The organism is Candidatus Marithrix sp. Canyon 246, assembly GCF_001723685.1.
In the GTDB taxonomy this organism is placed as follows: Bacteria; Pseudomonadota; Gammaproteobacteria; order Beggiatoales; family Beggiatoaceae; genus Marithrix.
The window spans coordinates 1-25,123 of record NZ_MCBX01000037.1 but is presented as its reverse complement, the minus strand read 5'-3'; the positions used below and the strand labels follow the sequence as shown (position 1 = coordinate 25,123).

The following is a 25,123-nucleotide window of genomic DNA, read 5'->3' as shown; positions in this document are numbered from 1 at the left end:
AAATTTCTCCATCAAATCGAAAATCGAAGTGGCAACTTGTTCATCAACATTTCTGGCAGCAGCACCTTTTAGAAATATGGTTCGTTGTTCAGCCATTTCAGCCGGAACTTTTTTACCCATGCAGTTATGGGCAATAAAATCATTCGCTATAAAGTTATGAGTTTCTGGAATAGTTAAATCAAAAACTTCTTCTTTACCAATATGCTCAATACTAACAATCTCATCCCAAAAAATATCCGATTCTGCAATTTGCATCAATTTTTTATTTTCTAAGGCTGTTGCAAAGTTGCGAACCCTATGACGAGCTAAACTCCTAGTAGGAGGCTTTTTAAAATTTAAACCTGATGACATTGAGCCACTTTTCATACCAGCCGCTTGATCAATCAGCTTCCAAGTCATACAGCTGCTTTTTTTTGCATCTGCAATTAGTGTAATAACTTCTGGTGGAATTGTATGTTTTGAGTAATTTTTTAATTTATTTTTAATTACTAGATAACAAATATTAGCTCTATTCGACTTGTCTTCACTAAGAAATGGTTGAATCAACTTGCAAAATTTAAGCATATCTTCACGCCCAGTTATTTGCGCTCTATAAGATATGTAAGGTTTATTTTTATAGATACTGTTTTTGACATTAAATAGAGCAACTATACCTAAACGCAATAATAAATGCTGAATTTGGATTATTAGAATTTTAGATGTTGAATTATAATCACTATGTCCAATTGTTTTGTCAAAGCTCCCATCTGTTGACCATAAAGTTCCTAAAAATAATTGTAATTGATTACTAGATAATGAAAATACCCAATCAGGAATCTCTTTATCTCTGGATAGTGCGCATTTAATATGCTGATCTATCCAATCTCTGAAAGCTGCTAAATGACCAACTCTAGCATATGCTACAGATTTACGCCCGGGGTGTATTTGGTAATCAATTGGTGCTGGATCGCCAAAAAGTTCATTACAACAATTATTAAAGTCAGTAATTAATTCAGAATCAGTATTGCAGAAATAACTATTATTTTTCTTTTTGACAGGAAGATGTCCATCACCAATAAGGTAAGCTGTTAATTTTATTTGAGCATCAGAAATCTTTGATTTATTTGTTATAGGAAGTGTTTTAGCTAATCCTATGCGATCTCCAACCTTAAAAGAGTCTAAAGGTTTCCAGCCTAATAATGTATAAAAAAGATGATCACCTGTAGCTTTAATTTTACGATTAGTTTTAGTTGTTATTTGCCATACATCTTTAACCCCATTAGGATAAATGGCTGTAATTTTTTGCTTACTAATCTTTTGTGTCTGTAAATTTAGACAAAATATCTTACGCCCTAGCCAATATTTTGGTTTTGAAGCTATTTCTTTAAGAGTAAATAAATTTCCTGTTTTTACATCTACAATTTGAGTTGAGCCACTTAAACAACGACGCAATATATCTGCCCCACCCAAACTATACCCAGCCAACACCTGAGCAATTTGCATAACTTGTTCTTGATAAACAATTACACCATAAGTTGGTTTCAAAATATGTGCAAGATCAGGATGCGGATATTCAACTTTAGCACGTCCGTGTTTTCGCGCTATAAAGTCTTCTACCATCCCAGATTGCAAGGGTCCGGGACGATATAATGCTACTAATGCAACTACATCATCAAAACAATCTGGTTGTAATTGTTTTATCAGTTTTTTGATGCCAGATGATTCTAATTGGAATACTGCTGTAGTATCAGCTCGTTTGAGTAATTCAAAAGTTGCGGCATCATCCAGAGGAATTTTCGATATATCTACTGATTTCTCAGCAAAACGATTGATTGTGTCTAATGTCCACTTAATAATAGTAAGTGTTCTTAAACCTAAAAAGTCAAATTTAACTAAACCGACTGCTTCTACATCGTTTTTGTCAAATTGAGTCATTAAATCTGTACTGTCTTGCTCACAATACAGCGGCGTAAAATCTGTTAAAACAGTAGGAGCAATTACAACACCACCAGCATGTTTGCCTGAATTACGAGTTAATCCCTCTAATCTACGCGCCATATCTATTAAAGCGCGTACATCTTCTTCTTCCTCATAACGGCTCTTTAAAGCTGGTTCTTTTTCTAAGGCTTTCTCAAGCGTAATTCCTACTTCAAACGGAATCAGTTTAGCAATTTTATCTACAAAACCATGCGGATGATTTAAAACACGTCCAACATCGCGTATTACCGCTTTGGCTGCCATAGTGCCATAAGTTATAATTTGTGATACGCGCTCGCGCCCATAACGCCTTGCAACATACTTGATCACCTCATCGCGCTTTTCCATGCAGAAATCAATATCAAAATCTGGCATAGAAACCCGTTCTGGATTTAAAAACCGCTCAAATAATAAATCATAGCGAATAGGATCTAAATCGGTTATACGAAGTACGTATGCTACCAATGAACCAGCACCAGAACCACGCCCCGGTCCTACTGGAATATCATTATCTTTTGCCCATTGAATAAAATCCGCAACTATTAAAAAATAGCCCGGAAAGCCCATTTGTATAATAACATCCAATTCCAGAGCTAAACGCTCATCATAAGGCTTACGTTGCTTAGCAAAATCCTCACTGCTAGTATCAAACAAAGTAGGTAAACGTTGTTCTAAACCTAATTTGGCTTGATTACGAAAATATTCCTCAACTGGTTGATCTTTAGGAATATCTGGAAAATCAGGCAGATAATTTTTACCAAGGCTTAATTCTATATTACAACGCTCAGCAATTAACCATGTATTTTCTATTGCTTCTGGTATATCGGCAAATAATTCTGCCATTTCTTCTGGAGAACGCAAATACTGTTGAGAAGTATAACGGCGTGGACGGTTTTTATCCTCTAATACCTTACCATCATGAATACAGACACGAATTTCATGAGGTTCAAAATCATCAGCCTCAAGAAAACAAACATCATTAGTAGCTACAACAGGAACATCCGCCTCTAAAGCTAAATCAACAGCGGCATGAATATATCGTTCCTCATTGGCACGACCAGTGCGTTGTAACTCCAAATAAAACCGCTCTGGAAAGAATTTTTTCCATGCTTCAATATGTTTTCGTGCTAATTCAAAATTTTCCGCTAATAAAGTTTTGCCTATATGACCATGAATTCCAGCAGATAAAGCAATCAAGCCATCTGTTGCACCTTTTAACCATTGAGTATGGATATAAGGCACATTATCACGTTGCCCTTCAGTATAGCTACGAGATATTAAACGAGTAAGATTATTATAACCAATATTATTTTGGCATAATAATACTAAATGAGAAGCTGAATTATCATTATGATACAATCGCGCATCAACGCCAATAATAGGCTTAATGCCTTGAGATTGTGCTGCGCGATAAAATTTTACCAGCGCGAATAAATTACTATAATCAGTAATAGCACAACTTGGCATCTTCGCATCACGTACCGTCTGTACTAACGGTTTGATACGAATCAGACTATCAATTAATGAATATTCAGTATGAAGATGTAAATGAACAAAACGTTTCACGCTTTACTTTGTGGGCCAATTGCCTAATGGGAAGGGTTTTTCATCGCTATTAAATGTTAAAAAATTAAATATTTGATGAATTAAAATGCTAAGACTTTGACTAAAAGGCAATAAACGTTGATTCAACTTACCTGTAAATAATAGGCTGCCGAACTGAAAAAATATCACAAAAAAAGTCAAAGAAATAGCGACATAAGAAATCATAGCATATAAAAATATAAAAAAACCGCGCATCCAGACATTGCTGGATTTGATATTTTCTTTTAATTGCATAATAATTAATAAAACCTGACAGGTTTTTAAAACCTGTCAGGTTTGTTTAAATTTTTAATATCCGCCTTTACGCTTACTTTCTGGTAAGCCAGCAATTTTACTACCTTGCTTATCAGGGCTTTTAGGAAATAGCTGGTAAAGAGATTTACTATCTAACTTGCTATCATTCATAACCTTTTTCATGGCTTTAACGATATTTCTCATATTAGGCTGATTACCAGCATTATTAATATATTCATCACGTAGATAATTAATGACATTGAAATGGCGTTCAGTCAACTCAGTAACACCTTCACCATCTGCGATAACTTTTGCCACATCTTCATTCCAATCATCTATATTATCTAAATAACCATTTGCATTAGTTTCAATTGTTTTACCATTAACTTCGTATGCCATCTTTTTAATATCTCTTATTATAAAATCTATATTTATATATAGAAGAAAAAAAATATATCAAGAGTGTAAAATAAAGGAATACTTGTCACAATCATTGCACCTTATTTACAAATACTCTTAATAAAAACATGCTTTTTTAGGATCGGCTATGCCTCAAAAAAACTGTAGATTGATTGTCGATGAAGAACAACAAGGACAATCAACATTAAAAAAAATACTTGCTGAAAATGATTATGAATTTACGAATGATGAAGATGCTACAGCAGATTTTGTTGTATTAGATATAAAAAAATATCGTCGTTTATTAACAGAACGGGTTCGTTTTGAATGGGCTGTAGAACAATCTAATGATGGTTATTTATTACTAAATAACGGTAACATTATAGAATATGCTAATTCATCAGCGCGTTTTTATTTGGGATTAAAAGATGATTTGACTCCCGAAGGATTTTTTGATTATATAGAAAAACAAAATTTAAAATGTGAACCAGCGGCTGCATGGGATAGTTGGCCAGTTCCAAATATAGGAACCTTGCCTCGTTATTTAGTACGCCCAGAATCTAAGCAAAGTGCTGCTTTATGGTTGCAAGTTAATATTTTAGAACAACCATCTGATAATATTAATAATCAATTAGTACACTTACGCGATGTAAGTGAACATATTAATTTGCAGCAACAAGTGTGGTCATTTCAATCTATGATTTCACATAAATTACGTGCGCCTTTACATGGTTTAGTTAGTCTTCAAATTTTAGAACAAAAAGACGATTTATCTTCGACAGAAGCAAAAGGTTTGTTAAAAATTGCACAAGATAGTGCCAAACGCTTGCGCAATCAAATATTAGAAATATTGCGTTTTATGGATTCATCAAAAGCAATTAAATATCATGATAAATTTAAGTTATCAGACTTATCAACATTATTAACAAAAATCAGAACAGATTTAGAGATAAAAACTATATCTATAGAAATAGACAAGGAACTAGAAAAAAAATCTATCACATTAACTTATAAGGCACTAGAATTAATTATACGCGAATCCTTTACGAATTCAAAAAAATTTCATCCTGAAGAAAATCCTGCGATAGAAATCGCAATTCATGCACAAGATAATAATAGAATTATGTTATCTATTACAGATAATGGTAATGGACTTCCGAATGAAGAATTAAATAAAGTATGGACACCTTACTATCAAAGTGAAAAATATTTTACAGGAGAAGTAAAAGGTATGGGATTAGGTTTAGCAATGATTTCTAGTATAGTATGGGGAAATGGCGGCTCTTGTCGATTATATAATCGTGAAGATGAGTCTGGATTAATTATTGAATTGATTTTACCAATGTTCTAGTCTTGGCACAAGCACATATTCACCCAAGTAACTATGCTTAATCATCCAAGGTTCATTATTTAAGCGTAGTTTCAATTTATAAACGCTCTTATAAATTTGCTTTGGAGTATTTTCATTCCATTCCTTTTCAAGGATTTCTGCAAGTTTTTTCGCATGAATAGGATTAGGAGAAAATTTCCATAAACATTGCCAAATCAGTTTTGATTGTTTTGATAATCCTTGGGGAGTGTAATTTGTTTCTTTTTTCTCAAAGAATTCTCCCCAAACACTGTTATACAACTTTATAACAAAGTCTTGATCAGAATTGTAAGTTTCCAAATACCATATTCCTTTACCTTTTTCACCACCGATTCTCAAACCAAGCGGTTTCAGTTTTTTATTTATGTCCCTTTTTAAACCATCAATTCTATTTCTTAATTCAAAAAACTTCTCATGATATTTGGGATTGAGTTCAGCTTGAGATTTCCATTTTAACTTTTCCTTTTTAAAAGCATCTAATTCAATTAGCCATTGTTTTATATGCTCAACTGTTAAACCTAATTTTCCAGCAATAACTAAAATGGAAAGCAAATTTGTCTGTTGCAGACCCAGTTTAACTGGAGAATTTGCTGAGTTTTTCTCATAAATCACACGATGATCTAAATCTAAAATAAATATTTTGCCAACTTCATCCTTAGCGGCAGCATGGGCAGTTCCTAGTAAAGATTGGCTAACTAATGCCCAAGACGATGGCATACAAATTGGAAGAACCTCAGACATCTTTAATAGTTCCTCAACTTGCTTTGGAAAGCTTTGTTTACTATTAAAAATTGAATATATTTCTTGTTGAATTTCCTTATACAAAATATTATTTAATAAGGCATTTCTAATCATTAACCATTTCTGATCGTGGGCTACTTCACATAGGTCCTTCACCGACAAATTATTGATTAATCTGTCTAAGTTTAAATCCATGTGTTTAATGCGTTCTTTGACTAGGTACAAGTTACCGGGATAAATAACTGCATTATTATTAAACTTAGCACCGGCTCTGATAAATTGGGTTTGAATCAAATTGGCAATTTCAGATAAATCCGCTGGATAAATTTTGCCACGTAAATTAGCCAATATTGCTAATGTTTTTTCTTTATTGAAATCCTGCATATTCTGAACTGCATCAAGTAAAGGAAATAATGATTTATTATTCTGATATTTATATAAATAATCATTAATATTCTTTAATACCCAATTAGCTTGGTCATTAGCGTTTCTAGTAATTTTCCATTCAGCCGGTATGATATCCAACCACCTGTCTTTAATATTATCCACCGCGCTTATTTTTTTGACATAGTCGCTGTTAAAAAAATCTTTTAACTCTTGCGTTTTTTGTTCAAGATAATTCTCAGGCGAACCGTCGGATTCATTGGCACTAGTCCATAATTGACCACATTGTACAAATGGTTTTAGTATTTCAAAGGCTGGTAATGTTAGAGGATGTTCCAATACATTTCTACGATGCACAACAACCACATCATAAAATAGACAAGCATATATTAAATGCCGAATCAGACGAGGCAAATCTGAAGGATTATGACTAATAGAACCACTATAGGGTTCAAGTTCACTGTAGAGACATACTGATTGAGACATGATAATTGATAGGTTTGGCGAACATAAATCAGATGATGATTATTTTATCATAGACTATCATAAAAATAAAAATATTATCCAAAGCATTTGGCGAACATAAATCAGATGACACAAATCATTGAAACATTGATAATCCACAATTTGAACCACCTATTATAGGATATAAAAATTATGAAATTGTGGACTCAGATATTATTGCTAGGTTTACTAGCAATAAATCCAATAACTAGTATGGCATCTAGTGATGACAGTAATAATTGTCAAACCATTTATTTGCCAGAAAAAGAAATCTTGCATGTACCATGCATAGATATAGTTACTAAAGACGGTGATTTATTATTACAATCTTATGCTGTAGATATGCAGCTAGTGCCTAACACTGATCCTCTCCAATTTATACCTCAAAATATATTGGAAGTATCTTGGGATGGTATGAATGCAGCAAATTGTAGAGCAACTTATACTCAAGAAAACGGTACAATTTCTATTCCTTGTATAGAAGTTCCCAAACTCAGTGAAGATGGAGATTATGCAGTTGGTATGAAGCAAGTGCTTTCCGAAAATTCATCGGAATTACCACAGTTTATTATTACTAATATAAAACAACAAACAAAACAAGTAGAAGAACGCTCATTGCGTTCTTCTACCAGAAGTGCAACAAGCTTCAGTACTGGTCGTTATGAAAACAACCAAAACATAAATCGCACACTTTCAATCTCTGGAGTCAGTGGTTTGGAGGTGGAAATTACCGGTGAAACAGAACGGAATTATGACTGGATAACCATTTACGATAGTAATGGACAAGAAGTAAGAAGAACAAGTGGTCCCCTCAATGTTAGTTTTACGGTAAATGGTTCATCTATTCGCGTTAATTTTAGCTCAGATGGCTCAGTTATAAGAAACGGTGCTACAGTCTCTATAAGAGAATTGATAATAGATCGTTTGTCTCCTCCTAACTTGGTCCGTCCTGCAAATAACACAAACAATGTCTCAGACATCGGTCAAACTTTCAATTGGAATCGAGTAAATAATGCTAACACTTATCGTATTGTAGTAAGTACGACAAGTGATTTTAGTGGTTTCAGTGATCAAGGTGCTAATAGTATATGTAATAATACTTGTTTTACAGCAAAAATATCTAGCACTTCCTATAGTGGCTTCAATTTAGCCCAAGGTACTAGTTATTATTGGAGAGTTCGTACAGGTAATAATAGTACTGCTAGTAATTGGTCAACTACTAGACAATTTACTGTAGCACGAACTACTAGTAATCAAGCAAGCTTTAGCACTGGTCGTTATGAAAACAACCAAAACATAAATCGCACACTCTCAATTTCTGGAGCCAGTAGTTTGCAGGTGCAAATTACCGGTGAAACAGAACGTAATTATGATTGGATAAGCATTTATGATAGTAATGGACAACAAGTAAGAAGGGTAAGTGGTCCCCTCAATGTTAGTTTTACAGTCAGTGGTTCATCTATTCGCGTGAATTTTAGCTCGGATGGTTCGATTACAAAAAGTGGTGCTACAGTCACAATAAGCAGTTCAACTGTTAATACTAGCTTTCCAAGCTCCGCATCAGTTGATAGTTTTGTTCAAAATAAGACTGGTACATGTACTGATATGGACGGTAGTTTTGGTTGCCAATGTGTGGATTTGATGCACTCATATATTCAGGATGTTTTAGGTGTTCCACGTTTAACACATGGTATAACAGGTCATGCTTATCAGCTATGGAGTCGTCTTGCAAACGTTACTATATCTTCAGGAACACGACGTGTCCGGTTGGAGCAAGTTCAAAATACTCCTAATGGAGTACCACAAAAAGGAGATATCATCTTCTGGAGGTCAAATGATGGTATAGGACATGTAGCAATTTTTATTGATGGTAATGTTAATGATTTTAGAAGCTTGGATCAGAACTGGATTAATGCAAATTCTAGTCGTGGATCGGCTGCTGCTATAATCACTCATAATTATAATAATGTAGTTGGTTGGTTACATCCAGTATTAATTTCTAATTAAGTATAGTTTCTCAAGTTTTATCTGAGATTAGAAAAGGAGGTCCCTCTTTTCTAATCTCATATCATTATATCAAGGGGGCATAAGGTAATTAAATATGAAAATCGCAACCTCACTATCAGCAAGTTTGATAGCTACATCATTTTTTTGGAGTTCAAATACTTTTGCTGTAAATAAATGGGATACAGTTTACGGTGTATCTGGAAACAATAATAGCAATCTACAAATATTAGAAGGATATGTAACGGATCCCGGGTATAATAATAGCGTGGTACACTGGTATTCTTGCGATTGCAATAAATTGGTAAGCAATAGCAGTTTATGGTATTCACAGTCATCTGCTCAGGAATATGTAGATAAGATGGATTCAGAACATACGTCTGTTGGCGAAGCTGCGGGAGTAGCAGCAGGACTAGGATTATTCTACCTTTTCCTTAAATCTCAAGAGTAAATTTTATATAAACAAATTTAGCCAACCATCATAGCTTTAGATTTGTGGTCGGCTGAAATGTTATCTCGCAAATTGTGTTATTTGATCAATTTAGTTTTAAAATCGTCCATTTCTAACATCATCAATAGATACCCATTTAATACCTTTTGCACCTTTCTCTTCCCATTTACATGATTTACATTTAATAAAGCCTGCTGAGGTTAAAAAACCACTTCGTTTTAAATATATGTTATAAACACGCCAAACATCTTTATCATGTTTTGATACATATTTACTACCAAAAAAACCTTTTTCTCTCACTTCTCGAAAAAATTTTATTTTTCCTATTTCAACAATGAGTCTATTCCCATCCATTTTATGACCACCACAATTTGGACATTGATAATTTTTAAAAAGTAATAGTCTTTTTCAACTCTTTTTCTGTTGAAAAATCAGAATTTGCCTCTATAGCATTATTTCCATGCAACTCTTTAGTTTGTATTTTTTCATATTCAAAACTAATACCCATTTATTATCTCCTACAAATATTTTTTTTGTTTACATTCATCACAATTGTTGATGCCTTGATTTTCTACCAACGAGTCGCACTTATGTTTCAGGGGCAGAGCTAACTGGGGTGATAAAACATCTATCACCTTAAGACTAAAATACTACAAATAATTATTGTCTGTCAAGATATTTGGTGATTTTTTTTATAATTTTCTCCACATCATAAAATAGACAAGCAACAGATGATTATTATTTTATCATAAACAGCCGTGAAATTATCATATGTTCGCCTGATAATTAATTCTTTCCTTAAATATAATGAGTATATAGCTTAGTTATTTACCAACATTTATAACAAATACCTTACACCATTCATTCTCCTTAACACTACCGTCCGCCAGCCTTTTTAAGGCGTGACGATCTTCCTCTCCAATATAGCGTTTGTGATAATTACACCATACCGCCCTTGCTATCTCAAAATCAAAATCATAGCTTGGTCCCGGATAATTATCATTTGTAGCATGAAGCGTGCGGTTACTATCTTCATAGTAACAATGATTACAATTTTTTCGTATTCCTGATGTCATAGAACTAAAAGTTGCCTCTTGTTTGTCTCGTAATTCAGGTTTAAAACAAGCAATAATTGTATCTTCCTTGCTTACTGTCATAACTTCTTTAACTTTTACAAAATATCTTTTTCTTAAATGCTTTCCTTTCCATTTATTTCCTTTTATTCCAAAAATAACAGATAAAATAATAAGTAATGCAATATTAACAATACTTATATTACTTACAGCAAGCATGAATATAAGCATTCCTACAGTACCTAAACCATACATATTATTGATAAAAGCCCAAATCCAAGTAAAGAAAAAAGCTGACCAAGAGAATCCTACTTCTACTACTTCTACAATATCATCATCTTCTACAACATAGTCTTTTTCTAAAAATAATGAGTAGAAACTGTAGTCATTGTAATTTATAGATGATGGTTTTTTATAGACAGTAAATGTCTTCAGTAATTTTCCTTGCCCTGTTCTTATTTTTTTTGGTCTTTTACGCAGTTGCATTAACGATGATTTAAGACGTTTAAGTAAATTTTTCAGGGTTTTCGTGAAATAATTAGGAGTATAGCCATTTTTAAAAAGGAATTTACGGAAAGGTGTCAATTTAGCAAGATCTGTATAAAGCTTACGAATATCTTCATATTCTGGATCCAATTCTCTCGCCCACTCTAAGTATTTCTTTGCCTTATCATATTCTTGTAAGTTAATCTGTAAAAGAGCGATCATGTATAGAGGACCAGCTTTAATTTTATTAAAAATTATTGAATTTACATTAACTTGCAATATTGATATAGCTAATTCCAAGTTTCCACGTTCATAAGCTACTTCTGATAATCTAAAGTAATCACGAATGTCATTACAATCCTGTGTAGCTTGTTTAGCAGCTTCGCTAATTTCCTCAAACTTGTATGTATTTAAACAAAATCCATCTTCAATTTTTGCTGGAACGGGAATTCTTTCCTGTTTCCTACGTTCAAGGGATAAGCCAGTCTCCTTATTTTCTAACTAAAGTTGCTGAACATCATCTTCTCCCTTTGAAAATATACTACTTAAGTGACGATCAGGAGTGGTAACAACAGCCTGAGACATAAATAATTTGGCAAGGTGCAATTCACCCAGTTTATGACAGCACTCACCCATGTTAAACCAATCACCACCACGATTTTTACCATCGTTACAGATATTCTCATATACATAACAATCAAAAGCCTTTACCCATTGCTTACGGTCCTTGTAATTAATGGCTTGGTTGTTTTTTTGGTTCTTTTGGTTCTTTATTTGACCAAGAATATTTACTGGATTATCATCAAAAGCTTGTAATATTCGTTGCTCGGCAACATTGGATTTCGGTATAAGTTTTTGGTATTGCAAGGCTTCTCTCATAGCAATAAAAGCTAATCCTTTCTCATTATTTTTAGAAAAACAGTGGGAAAGGTATATCCAAGCTAGAGGAAGAATGCTGGAGTTTGACTCTGCTGTCCATTGTTCTTGTAATAGCATGGATGAACAAAGGTATGGAATCGCTTGATTATATAACTTTTTTGCCATAAATTTACGAGCTTGTTTCCATGTTTTTTTCTGCTGTTGGTTAACATCTACCTTTTCTGAGACTAAATGTTGGCCCCAATCTCTTTTATCTCTGATTTCTCCGGCTGTTTCAGGATCTATTTGATTCCATAATTTGCAGGCTTGTATTCCTCCTGCGTAGTAGTGATTTATTTTACAAGGGAAAAAACTGCACTTAGGACATTCACTGGATCCTGTGTATTTCTCATCAGTGTGAATAATAATGCCTGAGTCGATATTACGACCAATACGAATTGATCTAGTGTATGGTATTTCCTCTTCATCAGGGCTTGCGCCAAGTGTTTTTAGTGCAGTTGCTGTGAAAGATTGGTCACAAAAATGGTAATGTTTTGTTAAAATTTCGCCGAGCAAATCAACAAAGCTAGTATTATCTGAAATACCCATAAATTTTATTAGATAATAACGCGCATCTCTTGATGCCTTTGGCGAAGTGAATGAATCTTGAGCGAGAAGTAGTTCCCGCAAATAGGCATCATCATCTGCTCTTTGAGTTACTAAATACAAACAAGCTGCTGTAAGACATCCTCCAAAGTTATTATCTGATAATAAGATGCTGTTTAAGCTTGTTTGACTAACAGCTACATCTGTGTCTTGAACCGCAAGGTATAGCAACGCTTTGGCTTGCTCAAGGCAAGTGTTTGACGATTCGCTTAGAAATTCTTGAATAATAGAGACTGGATTATATCCTTTAGCTACTTTTCTTACATCCGCTAGGAATGTTTGATATTCTTCAGTATTGTTAATTTGGTTACAACGTTCTATAAACTGGTAGTCTAATATCTGGATTGACATATAAATACCCTATTAAGCTGACTGACTTTGGTGAGAAATTAACCAAGGAATAAAAAATGGCGATTGCCTAATCTCATCAGGAATAGGATCAGAACCCGGAATAAAAGAAACATGAGAACTCAAAGTACTACCTGCGAATGCAGCAGCGATAACTGATATGACATCAATCCCCGCCGTATAAAGTCCTATGGCAAGTGCCCCTGAACCTGCTGCCACAAGAGTGGTTTTACGATATTTTTCTTTGGCAATTTTGTACTTGTTATCAAGTTCTTGAATACCCTCATCTACAGCTCTGAGAGCATGTCGAAGTCCCTGAGTATCATCTTCAGGATTAATCGAAGTTATTGTATTCTTTAGATGCGTTTGGAAATATTCATAGGCTTGCGGATTAGCTACCTCAATTATTTCCATAATCTGATCAAGCGGTAATCCTCCACTATTGGGCGAATTAAAAACAAGGGTACCTTCCCGTTTCAACATTTTACCTTCTTTCATAAAAAAACTCTTAACAACTGGATCATTTAAATCCACTTTTATTGTTTCTAATTCTTGTACATTAAACAGGACTTTTTCGTTAAAATTCTTACCTTCAATTTTCACAACTTCAGGCACAATACTCATTTTACCAAGTTCTATAAGTGGACGATGCTGAAGTAGCATATTTATTGTTCGTTCGTCAATATTTTGAGTTGGATTTTGAAAACTGTGTGCATACTTACGTTCAGGATTTGTAATTGGAGCAATGCAGATAATCGAATGATCAGAATAAACCGCTGTTTTACGGTGTAAGATATTCCACGGATCTTGATTTCCTTTACTATATTTTTTTACAAGATTAGTTGGAAATCTGGTATTGAGATGATTCAGTTCCAAAAGTTGATCCGGTGATCCACCAAGACCAATCATTTTACTGATAATTTCTTTATTAAAAGCTAAACGTTCTTGTTTATCCAATGTTTGATACTGAGATAATGAACTAATTCCTAGATCATCGAAAGTATCATAAATGTCTTTTTGGAATTCATTGAGTCTTGTTATTTCATCATCATCAATAAATACAAATCCGGGATCGTCGTCCACCAAATCATTCCAACTCAACGCTGCTACAGCCGAATTTTGGTAAATAACTGGTAAACTCATAATACCCGGATACTTCTGTTCAAAGCCTCTTAAACTTAAACGGGCTTCTAGCATTGCTGAATATAGTGATTTGTTTTCTTTAGCAAAAGCAGTGAAAAAAGCTTCTAAAAAACTCAAAGCAACTTCATCTGGAATATTCTCTCGCATGACAATGCTTTGAGGTAAGTGCAATTCAGCTAGTTGGTTTGCTAAGCCAATACCATTACAAGAATTAAAGATCATCAATTGTAATCCCTTTTCAAGGGCATTGGAAATGGCATATTTTAAATCTTCGATTTCGACACTATCTTGATTCAGATAGAATTGACCTACTTTTCCTTCATCATCGCTGGCACTATGCCCAGCAAAGAAGAAAATATGCCATTCTTGATTTATATGTGTTAATAATTCCTTTTTAGTTTCTGGTTTTTTTAATTGAATCTCGGCTTGTTCTGATGATACAATTTCATTTAATACCTTATGATCAAAGTCAGTATTAAGATCATCACTTTGACCGATAATACTTAAAATTTTTACCTTATTTTGTGGTTGAATGCTGGCAAGCGAATTTGGAGATTGAAATGTTTTAGGACCAACAGCAATGGCTGCTCTGCCGAGACAAATGTTTTTAAATAAATAATCTTCCCATTCATGCCAAGGCAATTGCCCTAATTTTGGATTATCAGTCTGAATAACAATTCTTGCTTGCTCCTCACTTGCTTTCAAAGAGGATAATTTTTCTCGAATAAAACTTCGACACCGCTCTCCACCAGCTTCTTGAAGCCAAGACTTAAAACAGTTTTGCAAGTCAGAGTATGAATCCTTACAAGTTTCAAGATCAAAATAATCTTCATCAATTGGCATACCTCGCGGAGTATCAAGGTTTTCTATATGGTTTTTTCGCCATGTTTGATACTTTTCAGGCAGTATGGGGTTAGAAGACAAGGAAGAAACATCTTGTGATAGATTAGTTCCTTCATCCCGCAGCGTTATCTCAAAACCTTTCTCAAAATCGCCAGAAAAATTTAAAGTGATTAATTTTGCCATATAAATTGTCACAAACAGTTAGAAATACTGCTATAATAATCTAATTTAATTTAAAATGGAAATCAAAAAACTCAATATTGTAAATTTTACGCAATTTACGAATTTAACTATAGAATTTTCCAGTGATTTTACGGTCTTTATCGGCAATAATGGGGCTGGTAAAACATCTTTATTGCGGGCATTAACAATACTTTTAACTTGGCTTATTGCTAGGATTGAACGGGAAAAAGGTAGTGGTAGTCCCATTTTAGAAGCGGATATAGAAAATGATGCTAAGTATAGCCAAATAACCATTGAAGTTGGTGATTTATCTGATTTTTTTCAGTGGAAATTAGTAAAGCAACGTAAGGGATTTAAGAGTAAACAGAGTAGTGACTTGAAAAATGTCACTCGTTTAGCAGATAGGTATCGCAACTGTATAAGTCAGGACAACAATAGTAGTTTACCACTAGTGGTTTATTATCCAGTCGAACGTGTGGTTTTAGATATTCCACTGAAGATTAAAAAACACCATAGCTTTGCTCAATTGGATGGCTATGATAATGCACTTACGCAAGGGGTGGATTTTCGTAGATTTTTTGAATGGTTTCGCGAACGCGAAGATACCGAAAATGAAAGTATGCAGCAGATTTTGGAATCACTTAAGGATAATTACCAAGATGAGCGCGGCGGGGGAAAACTATCACAACTTCCTTATGATAAGCAGCTAACTGCGGTGCGTAATGCGATTGCAATTTTTATGCAGGGTTTTTCTAAATTGCGAGTGCAACGTAAGCCTAGATTACGAATGACAGTGGAAAAACATGGCAAAACCTTAGATGTGGCACAGCTTTCCCAAGGTGAAAAATTACTAATGGCATTAGTGGGTGATATTGCACGTCGTTTGGCGATGATGAATCCCGGCTTGGAAAATCCATTAGATGGTGAAGGCATCATACTTATTGATGAGATAGATCTACATTTGCATCCACAATGGCAACGTGGCATCATCCAACGTTTACGCGATACCTTTCCAAATTGTCAATTTTTGCTGACCACACACTCGCCATTGGTGATCAGTGATGCTAAAGATGTACACTGTTATGTCCTCAATGATAGCCATTTAACATCAATAGAAGATTTATATGGTTTAGATGCCAATCAGGTTCTTCTAAAAGTCATGGATACCGAAATTCGTAATGAAGTTGTGCAGAAGCAACTTACTGAATTATTAGAACTAATTCATCATGGAGATTGTAATAAAGCTAAAGTTTCATTATCTGAATTAGAAAAAGAATTGTCTGCTGATGACTTAGAATTAGCTAAGGCTCGCCTATTGATCAAACGATTAGAGGTATTGCGTGCGAAAAATCGTTAAAGGAAGCGAGCCAAAAACCTTAAGCCACTGGAAGCGACATAATCCTAACGGGAAATATCAGGACTTAAGCAAGGTAGAACGCCAAGCCATTAGTAATACTTGCTTAGAAGAACAATATTATCTATGTGCTTACTGTTGTCAATGCATTACTGATAAAAAATCGCATAATGAACATATCCAACCACAACATGTTGCGTCTAATCAGACGCTGAATTTCCACAACATAGTTGCCAGTTGTAACAAACCTAAACAATGTGGTGAAGCACATGGCGCAAAAATAATACCATTAACGCCTCTAATGAGCGAATGTGAGACGGAACTAGAATTTTATCTTTCTGGCCATGTAAAAGGCTTAACAGCACGCGCCACCAAGACTATTGATGTTTTAAACTTGGGCGATAGCAACAAAGCATTAATTTATACCCGTAAACAATTGGTTGAAACGCTAATTTTTCAGTGGGATTCACCCGAAAATTTTGAGCTGCTAGATGATGAATCACTAGAAATAATAATGACAGAACTGAACCAGCCTGAAGATGGACAACTTTCCGCATTTGCCCCTATATTACAAAATATACTGTGTCAATTTTTAAAAAATCAAAAAGCTACTGAAGAGTAGCACTTAAAGCATAAAACTTTCAGTAAAGCTCACATCATCTAATTGTATTGCAATACAAAATTCTTCTTTAATACTAAATGACCATTTTATATTTAGGTATTTTTCAGTGCCATTAGCGGTTTTTTCCCGATCTATTCCAGATGATTTATCAAACAGCGTGAATTTGATATTTTTCGGTAAAGCAGTTTGTTCTGCACACAGCCAAAATACTACTTCGATATTCTCATTATCAAATTTACGTATATCAAGAACAAGAACCACCTTATAATCCTTGCCTAAATTGATCTCTTTAGCTCGTTTAACTGCCTTTGTTCTAACTGGCAGAAAAGCCAGATTGGTCGGGATACGATTCAATTCTAGCCAATCAGCAAAATTATTCTGAAACCATTGAATCAAGTTCACCACTGGTTTTTTGAATTTCAAAGTTTCCCGTTCTTGAATTACCTGTTCCATCCATTCTTCATATTCAGGATCAGCCTCAGTTTCTCTTTGCCAAGCGGTGCTTTGTATCTTGCCTTTGACCTTATCAATAGCACGGTATAAGTGCCAATTTTCTAGGACTCCAACACGTAAGCTCAAATCCAAATTTGTTTCTGGTATCCATATTCCTTGGCTACAGCGCAATGTCAATGGTCCACATAGGGCTTTTTCTGAAATAGCAATGTCAGTAGTGCCTGTCATTGGATTATCATCTGCTGGTACTATGAACCATTGTTCTGCTTGTGAATATAGTAGCACCCATTGCAATAATCCTATTGTTTTCTGATTATCAATTCTAAAAATATCTCCAGCTTGTGGAGTTTTTGGTAATTGGGAAAGCTTATTGGCTACTTTCTCCAATTTGGTCTTCATTGTATCTGCAAGTTGATGTAATCGTTCTAAAGGGTTTTGGCTCATTATATTTCCCTAGTGTTAGGTCTTTGGAGTAATAGTTTACGGAGCCTTTTCATATCTTGATTAAGTGTATTTTTGGGAATTTTTAGGTATTTTGCCAATTGAGCTTGAGAAGGCGGTTCTTGGTCTTCTTCAATCAAAGTGACAATTAGTTGAAATTCTTCAAAAATTCGTTGACGAACCTTAGAATGACAATTCATATTATCAATATCATTATTAATTTGTTTAATTAAATTTTGCCAACTTTCCCACTGTTCATCAGTGGTATCAAACTTTAGCGGTTCGGCAATATTGTCAAGTTGTTTGAAAATTTGATTAAATTCATCGCATTCCAATGCGAGGTTTAAAGATTGCCATTTTGAACGAACTTCATCCTTAATAATTTTCGCCAAATCTCCAAACTTGAAACTGCTTATATAACCTTGTTCAGCTAATTGGCAAATTACTTGACACAGTTAAGCTTGGACTGGTTTTCTCCTTTCCACTAATTTTAACTGTATTTGAAGCCATTTGGTTTTACCAAGTGCTCTTTTTAAAGCTTCCTTATTAGATGGTTCCTCTGATGAACTATTAGCAGAAACTGTCAGTATTGTTTCATTATAGACTTTTCCTTGGTTATTTAATTCTTGAGCGGTGAACACACCCTGTGTAACCGCTTGTTGAACCGCAACTTGGGTATTTATGCCTACAGCATAACCAATTGGATCACAATGTCGTTGTCTATCATGTAGAAAAGATTTGATATTGTTGTAAACAAGATAGTCAATATTGTCATACTTTTTTAATGCTGAACATAATCCAGTAATTTTTTAACTATAGCATACTCAACACAATCTATCAATAATGCATCAAATGCGCCTCTTTCTCCCCAATCAGCAAAAAATGGATAACAAATAAATTTTGGGTAAACATTTGATAATCCACGCCAACGCATACGGTTACATAATCCGTTTGCAAAGTTAGCCAAAAACTCTCCAGAGTATATATCTAAATTTCTGATATATGATGTAAATTTATTATCAGTTTTTTTAGGAGGATAATGTTTTGTCAATAATAAGACCAATTCTGATGGTGGTGATTCCATTTTACATCCACAACACCATAAATATTGTTTATATTCTTTCATTATTTTTTTATAGAAAAAGTGGGACGATTTTTTTTAGTGTCTGTTATGAACTATATAACCGAGCTCGGATGGTTTTTAAATTCACAATATCGGAAAATATCATGAACCATTTCGGCAAAAAAATCGTTGCCCATTCCATCGTTGATGGATGGACTAGTTATGTATCATCTGTATTCAATAATAGCACAATGGGTAAGGATGATGATCAAAAGATTCGAGAACAGTTTGGAGTGAGTGTTTATTTTAGTCCAGATGCAGATTTTGAATCTATACATCCATTAATGGATATGGCGCGGCAGACTCAATATGTAAGAAAAATACTAACCACCAAAATTGATAAAGAACTTGGTGGCAGTTATGGTTATCGTATTTTTGTTAATCCTTATGGTAATCAATTTGAAACCGCAGTTGAACAACTAAGAAAACGCCCAGAGTCCAAATCAGTTATCATCAACTTGATACATCCACTTGAATGGGAACGAAAAATTCAACCCAATATCAAACGTATGGCATGTTTAACTCACATTCAAGCTCTAATACGCGATGGACAATTGCATTTTTTTGCACAGTTTCGTTCACAAAATGTGTGGAATTCTCACGGCAATTTCAAAGGATTGTATGAACTTCAGCGTATGATGCTTGTTCGTTTACAAGAAAGGGGATTAAAAGTCAATCGTGGTGGATTGACTGTGGATATTACTGCCGCTCACCTTTATGAATTTGACTTTCAGGAGGCGGAGCGGCTGGTAAAATAATTGCTATATTATGTGATAATATATTGTTGAATCTCATCTGTTGAAGCCAATCTTTGACCTTTAATTTTTAGTTCACCAAAATCTATTTCATATTCTTTATTTGCTTCAGTTTTACCATAAGTGATAATGCTATTAGCAGCTAATAGCTTATCTTGTTCACTAGCATTTTTATCAAGCAATACACATGGACCAACAGCATCAACAATTTTACCTTTTAGATATTTTTTGCTATGAGTTTTTTCTAGTTTATCATTATCTTCTTGATTTCTCCCAATAATCAGTTTTGCACCATCTGGTAATCTTAATTGCCTTCCAAATTTTAATGTATTGATGTCATCAACTTCAAGTCCATCATGTTTAACAAAATCTTTTAGTCTATTGCTAAATTGTATTTTGGTTAATAAACATCCACCTGCTGGTAGTTCAAAATCCTCTAATCCTATCTCTTTTGCTAGTTCTAACTGTCTTCCTCTTCCTCGTCCAGATATATCTAATAATTTTTCTCTATCTACCCAAGCTTCTCTTTCTGGTTTACTAATTGGTAACAGTTTTGCACTCATTGGTCTTACAATAAGTTCATCAATTTCACTTAATTTTTTTACTTTATTTAAAGCATCTTTATTTTGACTCATTGGTCGTTGCCCCAATACTTCACCACTTATGACAAAAGAAGCATCATATTTTTTGAGTAAAGCACTGGAATGTCTAAACATAAATCCATGACAATCTATACAGGGATTAAAGTTTTTACCATAACCATATTTCGGTTCAAACAATACTTCATCTAAATATTTTTCTCTTAAATCTAATATTTCTAATTCTGCTCCAACTTGATCACACATATTTTGCATATGTACTAATCTATCTTGTGTACCTCCAAATCCAGTATTGACATTTATTGCAATAACTTCAATACCTTGATTTACTATCAGTTTCATAGCTAATGTTGAATCTAATCCACCGCTAAATAATGCTAATGCTCTCATATATTATCTCTAAATTAACCACTAAAATGTCAAGCAATGTTATCATGAAAGCAATCCATCAAAAAAATCTTTTGTTAATTTCAGTTGTTCAGCACAAGTATCTACTTTATTAACCACTTGGCGAAAATTTGCCCCATAACGTTGTCCCTTACTATACCATGATAAATGTTTACGTGCCATACGTACCCCCGTATATTCACCATAAAATTGATAGAGATTATCTAAATGTTCTAACAACACATCGCGAATTTCAATAATAGAGGGTGGAGCTAAATGCTCAGACTTAGTTAAAAAATGATCAATTTCACGAAAAATCCAAGGCTTACCTAAAGCAGCACGCCCAATCATAACTGCATTTGCCCCAGTATAATCCAAAACATACTTAGCCTGTTCTGGTGTACGAATATCACCATTTGCAATTACAGGAATATTAACACTAGCTTTAATCGCAGCAATAGTATCATACTCAGCCTCACCACTATAACCACAGGCACGAGTACGCCCATGTACCGCTAAAGATTGAATACCAGCCTGTTCAGCTATTTGAGCTACTTTAACTGCATTACGATTTTCTTTATCCCAACCTGTGCGTATTTTTAAAGTTACTGGTATTTCAACTGCATTAACCACAGCGTCCAAAATATCAGCAACCAAAGCCTCATTTTTCAACAAAGCTGAACCCGCCATAACGTTACAAACTTTTTTTGCAGGGCAACCCATATTAATATCAATAATTTGCGCCCCATTATCAACATTATGTTGCGCCGCTTCTGCCAATAACTTAGGATCAGCTCCAGCAATTTGCACATAACGCGGCTCGATTTCACCCTCATGATTAGCGCGACGCTTAGTTTTTTCACTACCCCAAAGTAGAGAATTAGACGAAATCATTTCAGACACCGCCATTCCAGCACCCATTTTCTTACATAATTGCCGATAAGGGCGATCAGTAACACCAGCCATTGGAGCTAGAACCAAGCGATTTTTTAATTTATATGGACCAATTTGCATAATATTTATTATTTATATTTGATAGAATAGTTAAAACAAACCAAATTATTAACCTTAATAAGGAACGAACTGTGAATTTACAAATTGCCCAACGAGTTCAAACTATAAAACCTTCTCCTACTTTAGCCATTACAGCTCGTGCCGCTGAAATGCGAGCCGCTGGCAAAGATATTATTGGTTTAGGTGCAGGTGAGCCTGATTTTGATACTCCACGTCATATAAAAGAAGCCGCTGTTGAGGCACTGAATAAAGGTTATACTAAATATACGCCTGTTGATGGTATTCCTGAGTTGAAAAATGCAGTCATTAATAAATTTGCGCGTGATAATCAACTTGATTATGGTATAAAACAAGTTTTGGTTTCATCAGGTGGCAAGCAAAGTATTTATAATTTAGCTCAAGCATTTTTAAATCCCGGTGATGAGGTTATTATTCCATCCCCTTATTGGGTATCATATCCTGATATAGTCATGTTAGCCGGTGCTATACCAGTTATACTTCAGACTGGTATTAAACAAAACTTTAAAATCACAGCTAAACAATTAGAAGCAGCTATAACAGATCAAACCAGATTATTTTTCATAAATAGTCCGTCTAATCCTACAGGTGTACACTACACCCCCGAAGAATTAGAAGCTTTAGGTGCAGTTTTACGTAATTATCCTAAAATTTTAGTTGCAACAGATGATATGTATGAACATATACTTTGGGAAGGTGGTCCATTTAAAAATATCTTAAATGTATGCCCAGAATTATATGATCGTACCATAGTGCTGAGCGGAGTATCAAAAGCATATTCTATGACAGGATGGCGTATAGGCTATGCCGCTGGACCTGATCAGATCATTCAAAAAATGAAGATAATTCAATCACAAAGCACTTCTAATCCTACATCTATATCTCAATATGCCGCTGTAGCAGCTTTAGAAGGTGATCAATCATTTATTGAAAAAATGATCGCGCTATTTAAAAAACGCCATGATTTTGTGTTAGATTCAGTACTAAAAATAGAAGACATTCAATGCTTACCCGCTCAAGGCACATTCTACCTGTTTCCCTATATGGAAAAAGTGATGCAACGTTTAGATATCAAAACAGATGTAGAATTAAGTGAATTTTTAATTGAAAAAGCAGGTGTTGCCTTAGTACCCGGCTCAGCTTTTGGTGCCCAAGGTTATATACGTATATCCTTTGCAACCAGCATGGAAACCTTAAAAGAAGCAATGCAAAGAATAAGGAATGTATTATAGCACGATAGCAGATAAGATTATAATTGCTTTAGCAATTATGTTTATTATCTGGCTATATCAACACTACTGGATAAAACCAGACAAGGCAAATTATGCCCAAATCTTAGTAGCAAACCAAGCACCTATAAAGATTAACTTACATGAAGATAAAAAGTTTAATATAGAAGGTGCAATAGGAAAAAGCATAATAGAAATATCACAAGGACGTATTAGATTTGTAACTTCACCTTGTCACAATCAACAATGTGTACATACAGGCTGGCTAACTCATGGAAGAGAAATAGCTGTATGCCTTCCCAATAAAATCACCATTCAAATGCAAGATACTCAAGAGTATGATGCTATTGTTTATTAGAACATGAAATACAAAGATCTAAGAGACTTCATAAACCAACTAGAACAACAAGGCGAACTCAAACGTATTCAATTAGAGATTGATCCCTATTTGGAAATGACTGAAATTTGTGATCGTACTTTACGTGCCAAGGGTCCAGCTTTATTATTTGAGAATCCTAAAGGGCATTCAATTCCAGTTTTAGCCAATTTATTTGGTACTCCTGAACGAGTAGCCCTTGGTATGGGGCAAGATTCTATTTCTGCCTTGAGAGAGGTTGGAAAATTATTAGCTTTTTTAAAAGAGCCTGATCCTCCAAAAGGTTTTAAGGATGCTTGGGCAAAGTTGCCGCTGTTTAAGCAAGTATTAAATATGCCCGCTAAGGTGATTCGTAAAGCGGCTTGTCAGGAAGTTGTTATTACTGAACCTGATTTATCTAAATTACCGATTCAAACCTGTTGGCCTGAAGATGCTGGACCTTTGATTACTTGGGGTTTAGTTATTACTAAAGGTCCACATAAGGAGCGTCAAAATTTAGGGATTTATCGACAACAAGTCATTGGCAAAAATAAGCTGATTATGCGTTGGCTATCTCATCGCGGTGGAGCCTTAGATTATCAAGAATGGCTACAAGTTAATCCAGATAAACCTTTTCCCATTGCAGTGGCATTAGGTACTGATCCAGCAACTATTTTAGGCGCAGTCACTCCAATCCCTGATTCTTTATCAGAATACGCCTTTGCTGGTTTATTACGTGGTAGTCGCACCGAAGTTACGCGCTGTATTAGCCATGATTTACAAGTACCTGCGAGTGCTGAATTTGTCCTAGAAGGTTATATTTATCCAAATGAAACTGCCCCTGAAGGACCATTTGGTGATCATACAGGTTATTACAATGAAGTGGATACTTTTCCAGTATTTACTGTAGAACGTATAACTCATCGTCATGATCCTATTTATCATAGTACATATACTGGTCGTCCACCAGATGAGCCGGCTATTTTAGGAGTAGCCTTAAATGAAGTTTTTGTGCCAATATTACAAAAGCAATTTCCAGAAATTGTAGATTTTTATTTGCCCCCAGAAGGCTGTTCTTATAGAATGGCAATAGTAAGCATCAAAAAACAATATCCCGGACATGCAAAACGAGTAATGTTTGGAGTTTGGTCATTTTTACGCCAATTTATGTACACTAAGTTTGTAATTATTACTGATGATGATGTCAATGTGCGCGACTGGCAAGATGTAATTTGGGCAATGACAACTCGCATGGATCCAGCGCGTGATAGTACCATTATTGAGAATACACCTATAGACTATTTAGATTTTGCCTCACCAGTATCAGGATTAGGAGGCAAAATAGGTTTTGATGCTACTAATAAATGGCAAGGCGAAACTCAACGGGAATGGGGCAAGCCTATTACCATGACAGCGGCTGTTAAGGATAGAATTGATAAAATTTGGGATAAGATTATTTAGTTAGTAGGGTGGGTAGAGCGACAGCGAAACCCACCGATCATAATACCTGTCTCTTATACACATCT

General features: G+C 34.6%; 21 protein-coding genes and 1 pseudogene. 9 read left to right on the top strand and 13 right to left on the bottom strand.

The genetic code is table 11. The features are described 5' to 3' along the window. Positions 1-126 precede the first annotated feature (126 nt). The 3 genes and pseudogenes from dnaE to BHU68_RS12315 all read right to left on the bottom strand — a co-directional run. Positions 127-3,522, bottom strand: a pseudogene (gene dnaE, locus BHU68_RS12325) (DNA polymerase III subunit alpha); the annotation flags it as partial. 3 nt (positions 3,523-3,525) lie between these two features. Next, positions 3,526-3,795 (bottom strand): DUF4389 domain-containing protein, encoded by a 270-nt coding sequence (locus BHU68_RS12320; RefSeq protein ID WP_069471221.1) that lies wholly within the window; start codon positions 3,793-3,795, stop codon positions 3,526-3,528. A 54-nt stretch (positions 3,796-3,849) separates the two neighbouring features. Further along, entirely contained in the window at positions 3,850-4,194 is a 345-nt protein-coding gene (locus BHU68_RS12315) for a TusE/DsrC/DsvC family sulfur relay protein (protein ID WP_069471220.1), read from the bottom strand. 148 nt (positions 4,195-4,342) lie between these two features. On the opposite strand from BHU68_RS12315, the gene BHU68_RS12310 reads away from it, so the two are divergent. After that, on the top strand, positions 4,343-5,545 hold the full coding sequence (locus tag BHU68_RS12310) for a sensor histidine kinase (protein WP_069471219.1): 1,203 nt from the start codon (positions 4,343-4,345) through the stop codon (positions 5,543-5,545). Here BHU68_RS12310 and BHU68_RS12305 read toward each other — a convergent pair. Then, positions 5,531-7,174, bottom strand: coding sequence for a hypothetical protein (locus BHU68_RS12305; protein WP_069471218.1), 1,644 nt, complete (start codon positions 7,172-7,174; stop codon positions 5,531-5,533). The two genes, BHU68_RS12310 and BHU68_RS12305, sit on opposite strands and share 15 nt — an antisense overlap. Before the next feature lie 171 nt (positions 7,175-7,345). Here BHU68_RS12305 and BHU68_RS12300 point away from each other — a divergent pair, with 171 nt between their 5' ends. After that, positions 7,346-9,199: a CHAP domain-containing protein gene (locus BHU68_RS12300; RefSeq protein WP_069471217.1), complete on the top strand. Its 1,854-nt coding sequence runs from the start codon at positions 7,346-7,348 to the stop codon at positions 9,197-9,199. Positions 9,200-9,293: 94 nt separating this feature from the next. Then, positions 9,294-9,647: a hypothetical protein gene (locus BHU68_RS12295; RefSeq protein WP_069471216.1), complete on the top strand. Its 354-nt coding sequence runs from the start codon at positions 9,294-9,296 to the stop codon at positions 9,645-9,647. Between the two features lie 96 nt (positions 9,648-9,743). On the opposite strand, the gene BHU68_RS12290 is transcribed toward BHU68_RS12295, so the two are convergent. The 4 genes from BHU68_RS12290 to BHU68_RS12275 form a co-directional block, all read right to left on the bottom strand. Beyond that, positions 9,744-10,001 carry a hypothetical protein gene (locus tag BHU68_RS12290; RefSeq protein WP_069471215.1) on the bottom strand — a complete coding sequence of 86 codons (258 nt, stop codon included), beginning with the start codon at positions 9,999-10,001 and terminating at the stop codon, positions 9,744-9,746. A gap of 470 nt (positions 10,002-10,471) precedes the next feature. Next, positions 10,472-11,506, bottom strand: a complete 1,035-nt coding sequence (locus tag BHU68_RS12285) for a DUF2628 domain-containing protein (protein WP_069471214.1) — start codon at positions 11,504-11,506, stop codon at positions 10,472-10,474. A gap of 201 nt (positions 11,507-11,707) precedes the next feature. Next, positions 11,708-13,081, bottom strand: coding sequence for a hypothetical protein (locus tag BHU68_RS12280; protein WP_069471213.1), 1,374 nt, complete (start codon positions 13,079-13,081; stop codon positions 11,708-11,710). 12 nt (positions 13,082-13,093) lie between these two features. Then, a complete protein-coding gene (locus BHU68_RS12275) occupies positions 13,094-15,247 on the bottom strand; it encodes a CHAT domain-containing protein (protein ID WP_069471212.1) in 2,154 nt (717 codons plus the stop codon). Between the two features lie 55 nt (positions 15,248-15,302). Between BHU68_RS12275 and BHU68_RS12270 the strand changes: the two genes are divergently transcribed. Both BHU68_RS12270 and BHU68_RS12265 read left to right on the top strand, forming a co-directional pair. Then, on the top strand, positions 15,303-16,604 hold the full coding sequence (locus tag BHU68_RS12270) for an AAA family ATPase (RefSeq protein WP_069471211.1): 1,302 nt from the start codon (positions 15,303-15,305) through the stop codon (positions 16,602-16,604). Next, positions 16,588-17,223, top strand: coding sequence for a hypothetical protein (locus BHU68_RS12265; RefSeq protein WP_069471210.1), 636 nt, complete (start codon positions 16,588-16,590; stop codon positions 17,221-17,223). Before BHU68_RS12270 ends, BHU68_RS12265 begins: the two co-directional genes overlap by 17 nt. A 3-nt stretch (positions 17,224-17,226) precedes the next feature. Here BHU68_RS12265 and BHU68_RS12260 read toward each other — a convergent pair whose 3' ends face one another. The 3 genes from BHU68_RS12260 to BHU68_RS12245 all read right to left on the bottom strand — a co-directional run bounded on the left by BHU68_RS12260 (position 17,227) and on the right by BHU68_RS12245 (position 19,243). Then, entirely contained in the window at positions 17,227-18,120 is an 894-nt protein-coding gene (locus BHU68_RS12260) for a DUF1822 family protein (protein ID WP_069471209.1), read from the bottom strand. Then, positions 18,120-18,509 carry a hypothetical protein gene (locus tag BHU68_RS12255; RefSeq protein ID WP_069471208.1) on the bottom strand — a complete coding sequence of 130 codons (390 nt, stop codon included), beginning with the start codon at positions 18,507-18,509 and terminating at the stop codon, positions 18,120-18,122. The genes BHU68_RS12260 and BHU68_RS12255 overlap by 1 nt, the downstream gene beginning before the upstream one ends. A gap of 389 nt (positions 18,510-18,898) precedes the next feature. After that, entirely contained in the window at positions 18,899-19,243 is a 345-nt protein-coding gene (locus tag BHU68_RS12245; protein WP_141698808.1) for a hypothetical protein, read from the bottom strand. A gap of 101 nt (positions 19,244-19,344) precedes the next feature. Between BHU68_RS12245 and BHU68_RS12240 the strand changes: the two genes are divergently transcribed. Then, positions 19,345-19,998: a thymidylate synthase gene (locus BHU68_RS12240; RefSeq protein WP_141698809.1), complete on the top strand. Its 654-nt coding sequence runs from the start codon at positions 19,345-19,347 to the stop codon at positions 19,996-19,998. Positions 19,999-20,006: 8 nt separating this feature from the next. Here the strand turns inward: BHU68_RS12240 and BHU68_RS12235 are convergent, their stop codons facing one another. Both BHU68_RS12235 and dusB read right to left on the bottom strand, forming a co-directional pair. Then, complete coding sequence (locus BHU68_RS12235; RefSeq protein WP_069471204.1) at positions 20,007-20,984, bottom strand: argininosuccinate synthase domain-containing protein; 978 nt, start codon at positions 20,982-20,984, stop codon at positions 20,007-20,009. 42 nt (positions 20,985-21,026) lie between these two features. Further along, the gene (dusB, locus tag BHU68_RS12230) at positions 21,027-21,995 is read right to left on the bottom strand and encodes a tRNA dihydrouridine synthase DusB (protein WP_069471203.1); all 969 of its coding nucleotides are present in this window, start codon (positions 21,993-21,995) and stop codon (positions 21,027-21,029) included. 71 nt (positions 21,996-22,066) lie between these two features. On the opposite strand from dusB, the gene BHU68_RS12225 reads away from it, so the two are divergent. The 3 genes from BHU68_RS12225 to ubiD are packed head-to-tail and all read left to right on the top strand — an operon-like array spanning position 22,067 to position 25,058. After that, positions 22,067-23,245, top strand: a complete 1,179-nt coding sequence (locus BHU68_RS12225; protein ID WP_069471202.1) for a pyridoxal phosphate-dependent aminotransferase — start codon at positions 22,067-22,069, stop codon at positions 23,243-23,245. Continuing rightward, positions 23,235-23,600, top strand: coding sequence for a NusG domain II-containing protein (locus BHU68_RS12220; RefSeq protein WP_069471201.1), 366 nt, complete (start codon positions 23,235-23,237; stop codon positions 23,598-23,600). Before BHU68_RS12225 ends, BHU68_RS12220 begins: the two co-directional genes overlap by 11 nt. A 3-nt stretch (positions 23,601-23,603) precedes the next feature. Next, on the top strand, positions 23,604-25,058 hold the full coding sequence (gene ubiD, locus BHU68_RS12215) for a 4-hydroxy-3-polyprenylbenzoate decarboxylase (protein WP_069472750.1): 1,455 nt from the start codon (positions 23,604-23,606) through the stop codon (positions 25,056-25,058). Positions 25,059-25,123 lie beyond the last annotated feature (65 nt).

Excerpts from the sequence above, each read along its gene's own strand:
- BHU68_RS12280 (WP_069471213.1), bottom strand. The coding sequence starts at position 13,081 with ATGTCAATCCAGATATTAGACTACCAGTTTATAGAACGTTGTAACCAA.
- BHU68_RS12305 (WP_069471218.1), bottom strand. The coding sequence starts at position 7,174 with ATGTCTCAATCAGTATGTCTCTACAGTGAACTTGAACCCTATAGTGGT.
- BHU68_RS12295 (WP_069471216.1), top strand. The coding sequence starts at position 9,294 with ATGAAAATCGCAACCTCACTATCAGCAAGTTTGATAGCTACATCATTT.
- BHU68_RS12310 (WP_069471219.1), top strand. The coding sequence starts at position 4,343 with ATGCCTCAAAAAAACTGTAGATTGATTGTCGATGAAGAACAACAAGGA.
- ubiD (WP_069472750.1), top strand. The coding sequence starts at position 23,604 with ATGAAATACAAAGATCTAAGAGACTTCATAAACCAACTAGAACAACAA.
- BHU68_RS12315 (WP_069471220.1), bottom strand. The coding sequence starts at position 4,194 with ATGGCATACGAAGTTAATGGTAAAACAATTGAAACTAATGCAAATGGT.
- BHU68_RS12320 (WP_069471221.1), bottom strand. The coding sequence starts at position 3,795 with ATGCAATTAAAAGAAAATATCAAATCCAGCAATGTCTGGATGCGCGGT.
- BHU68_RS12260 (WP_069471209.1), bottom strand. The coding sequence starts at position 18,120 with ATGAGCCAAAACCCTTTAGAACGATTACATCAACTTGCAGATACAATG.
- BHU68_RS12290 (WP_069471215.1), bottom strand. The coding sequence starts at position 10,001 with ATGGATGGGAATAGACTCATTGTTGAAATAGGAAAAATAAAATTTTTT.
- dusB (WP_069471203.1), bottom strand. The coding sequence starts at position 21,995 with ATGCAAATTGGTCCATATAAATTAAAAAATCGCTTGGTTCTAGCTCCA.
- BHU68_RS12240 (WP_141698809.1), top strand. The coding sequence starts at position 19,345 with ATGAACCATTTCGGCAAAAAAATCGTTGCCCATTCCATCGTTGATGGA.
- BHU68_RS12275 (WP_069471212.1), bottom strand. The coding sequence starts at position 15,247 with ATGGCAAAATTAATCACTTTAAATTTTTCTGGCGATTTTGAGAAAGGT.
- BHU68_RS12220 (WP_069471201.1), top strand. The coding sequence starts at position 23,235 with ATGTATTATAGCACGATAGCAGATAAGATTATAATTGCTTTAGCAATT.
- BHU68_RS12270 (WP_069471211.1), top strand. The coding sequence starts at position 15,303 with ATGGAAATCAAAAAACTCAATATTGTAAATTTTACGCAATTTACGAAT.
- BHU68_RS12300 (WP_069471217.1), top strand. The coding sequence starts at position 7,346 with ATGAAATTGTGGACTCAGATATTATTGCTAGGTTTACTAGCAATAAAT.
- BHU68_RS12235 (WP_069471204.1), bottom strand. The coding sequence starts at position 20,984 with ATGAGAGCATTAGCATTATTTAGCGGTGGATTAGATTCAACATTAGCT.
- BHU68_RS12245 (WP_141698808.1), bottom strand. The coding sequence starts at position 19,243 with ATGAAAGAATATAAACAATATTTATGGTGTTGTGGATGTAAAATGGAA.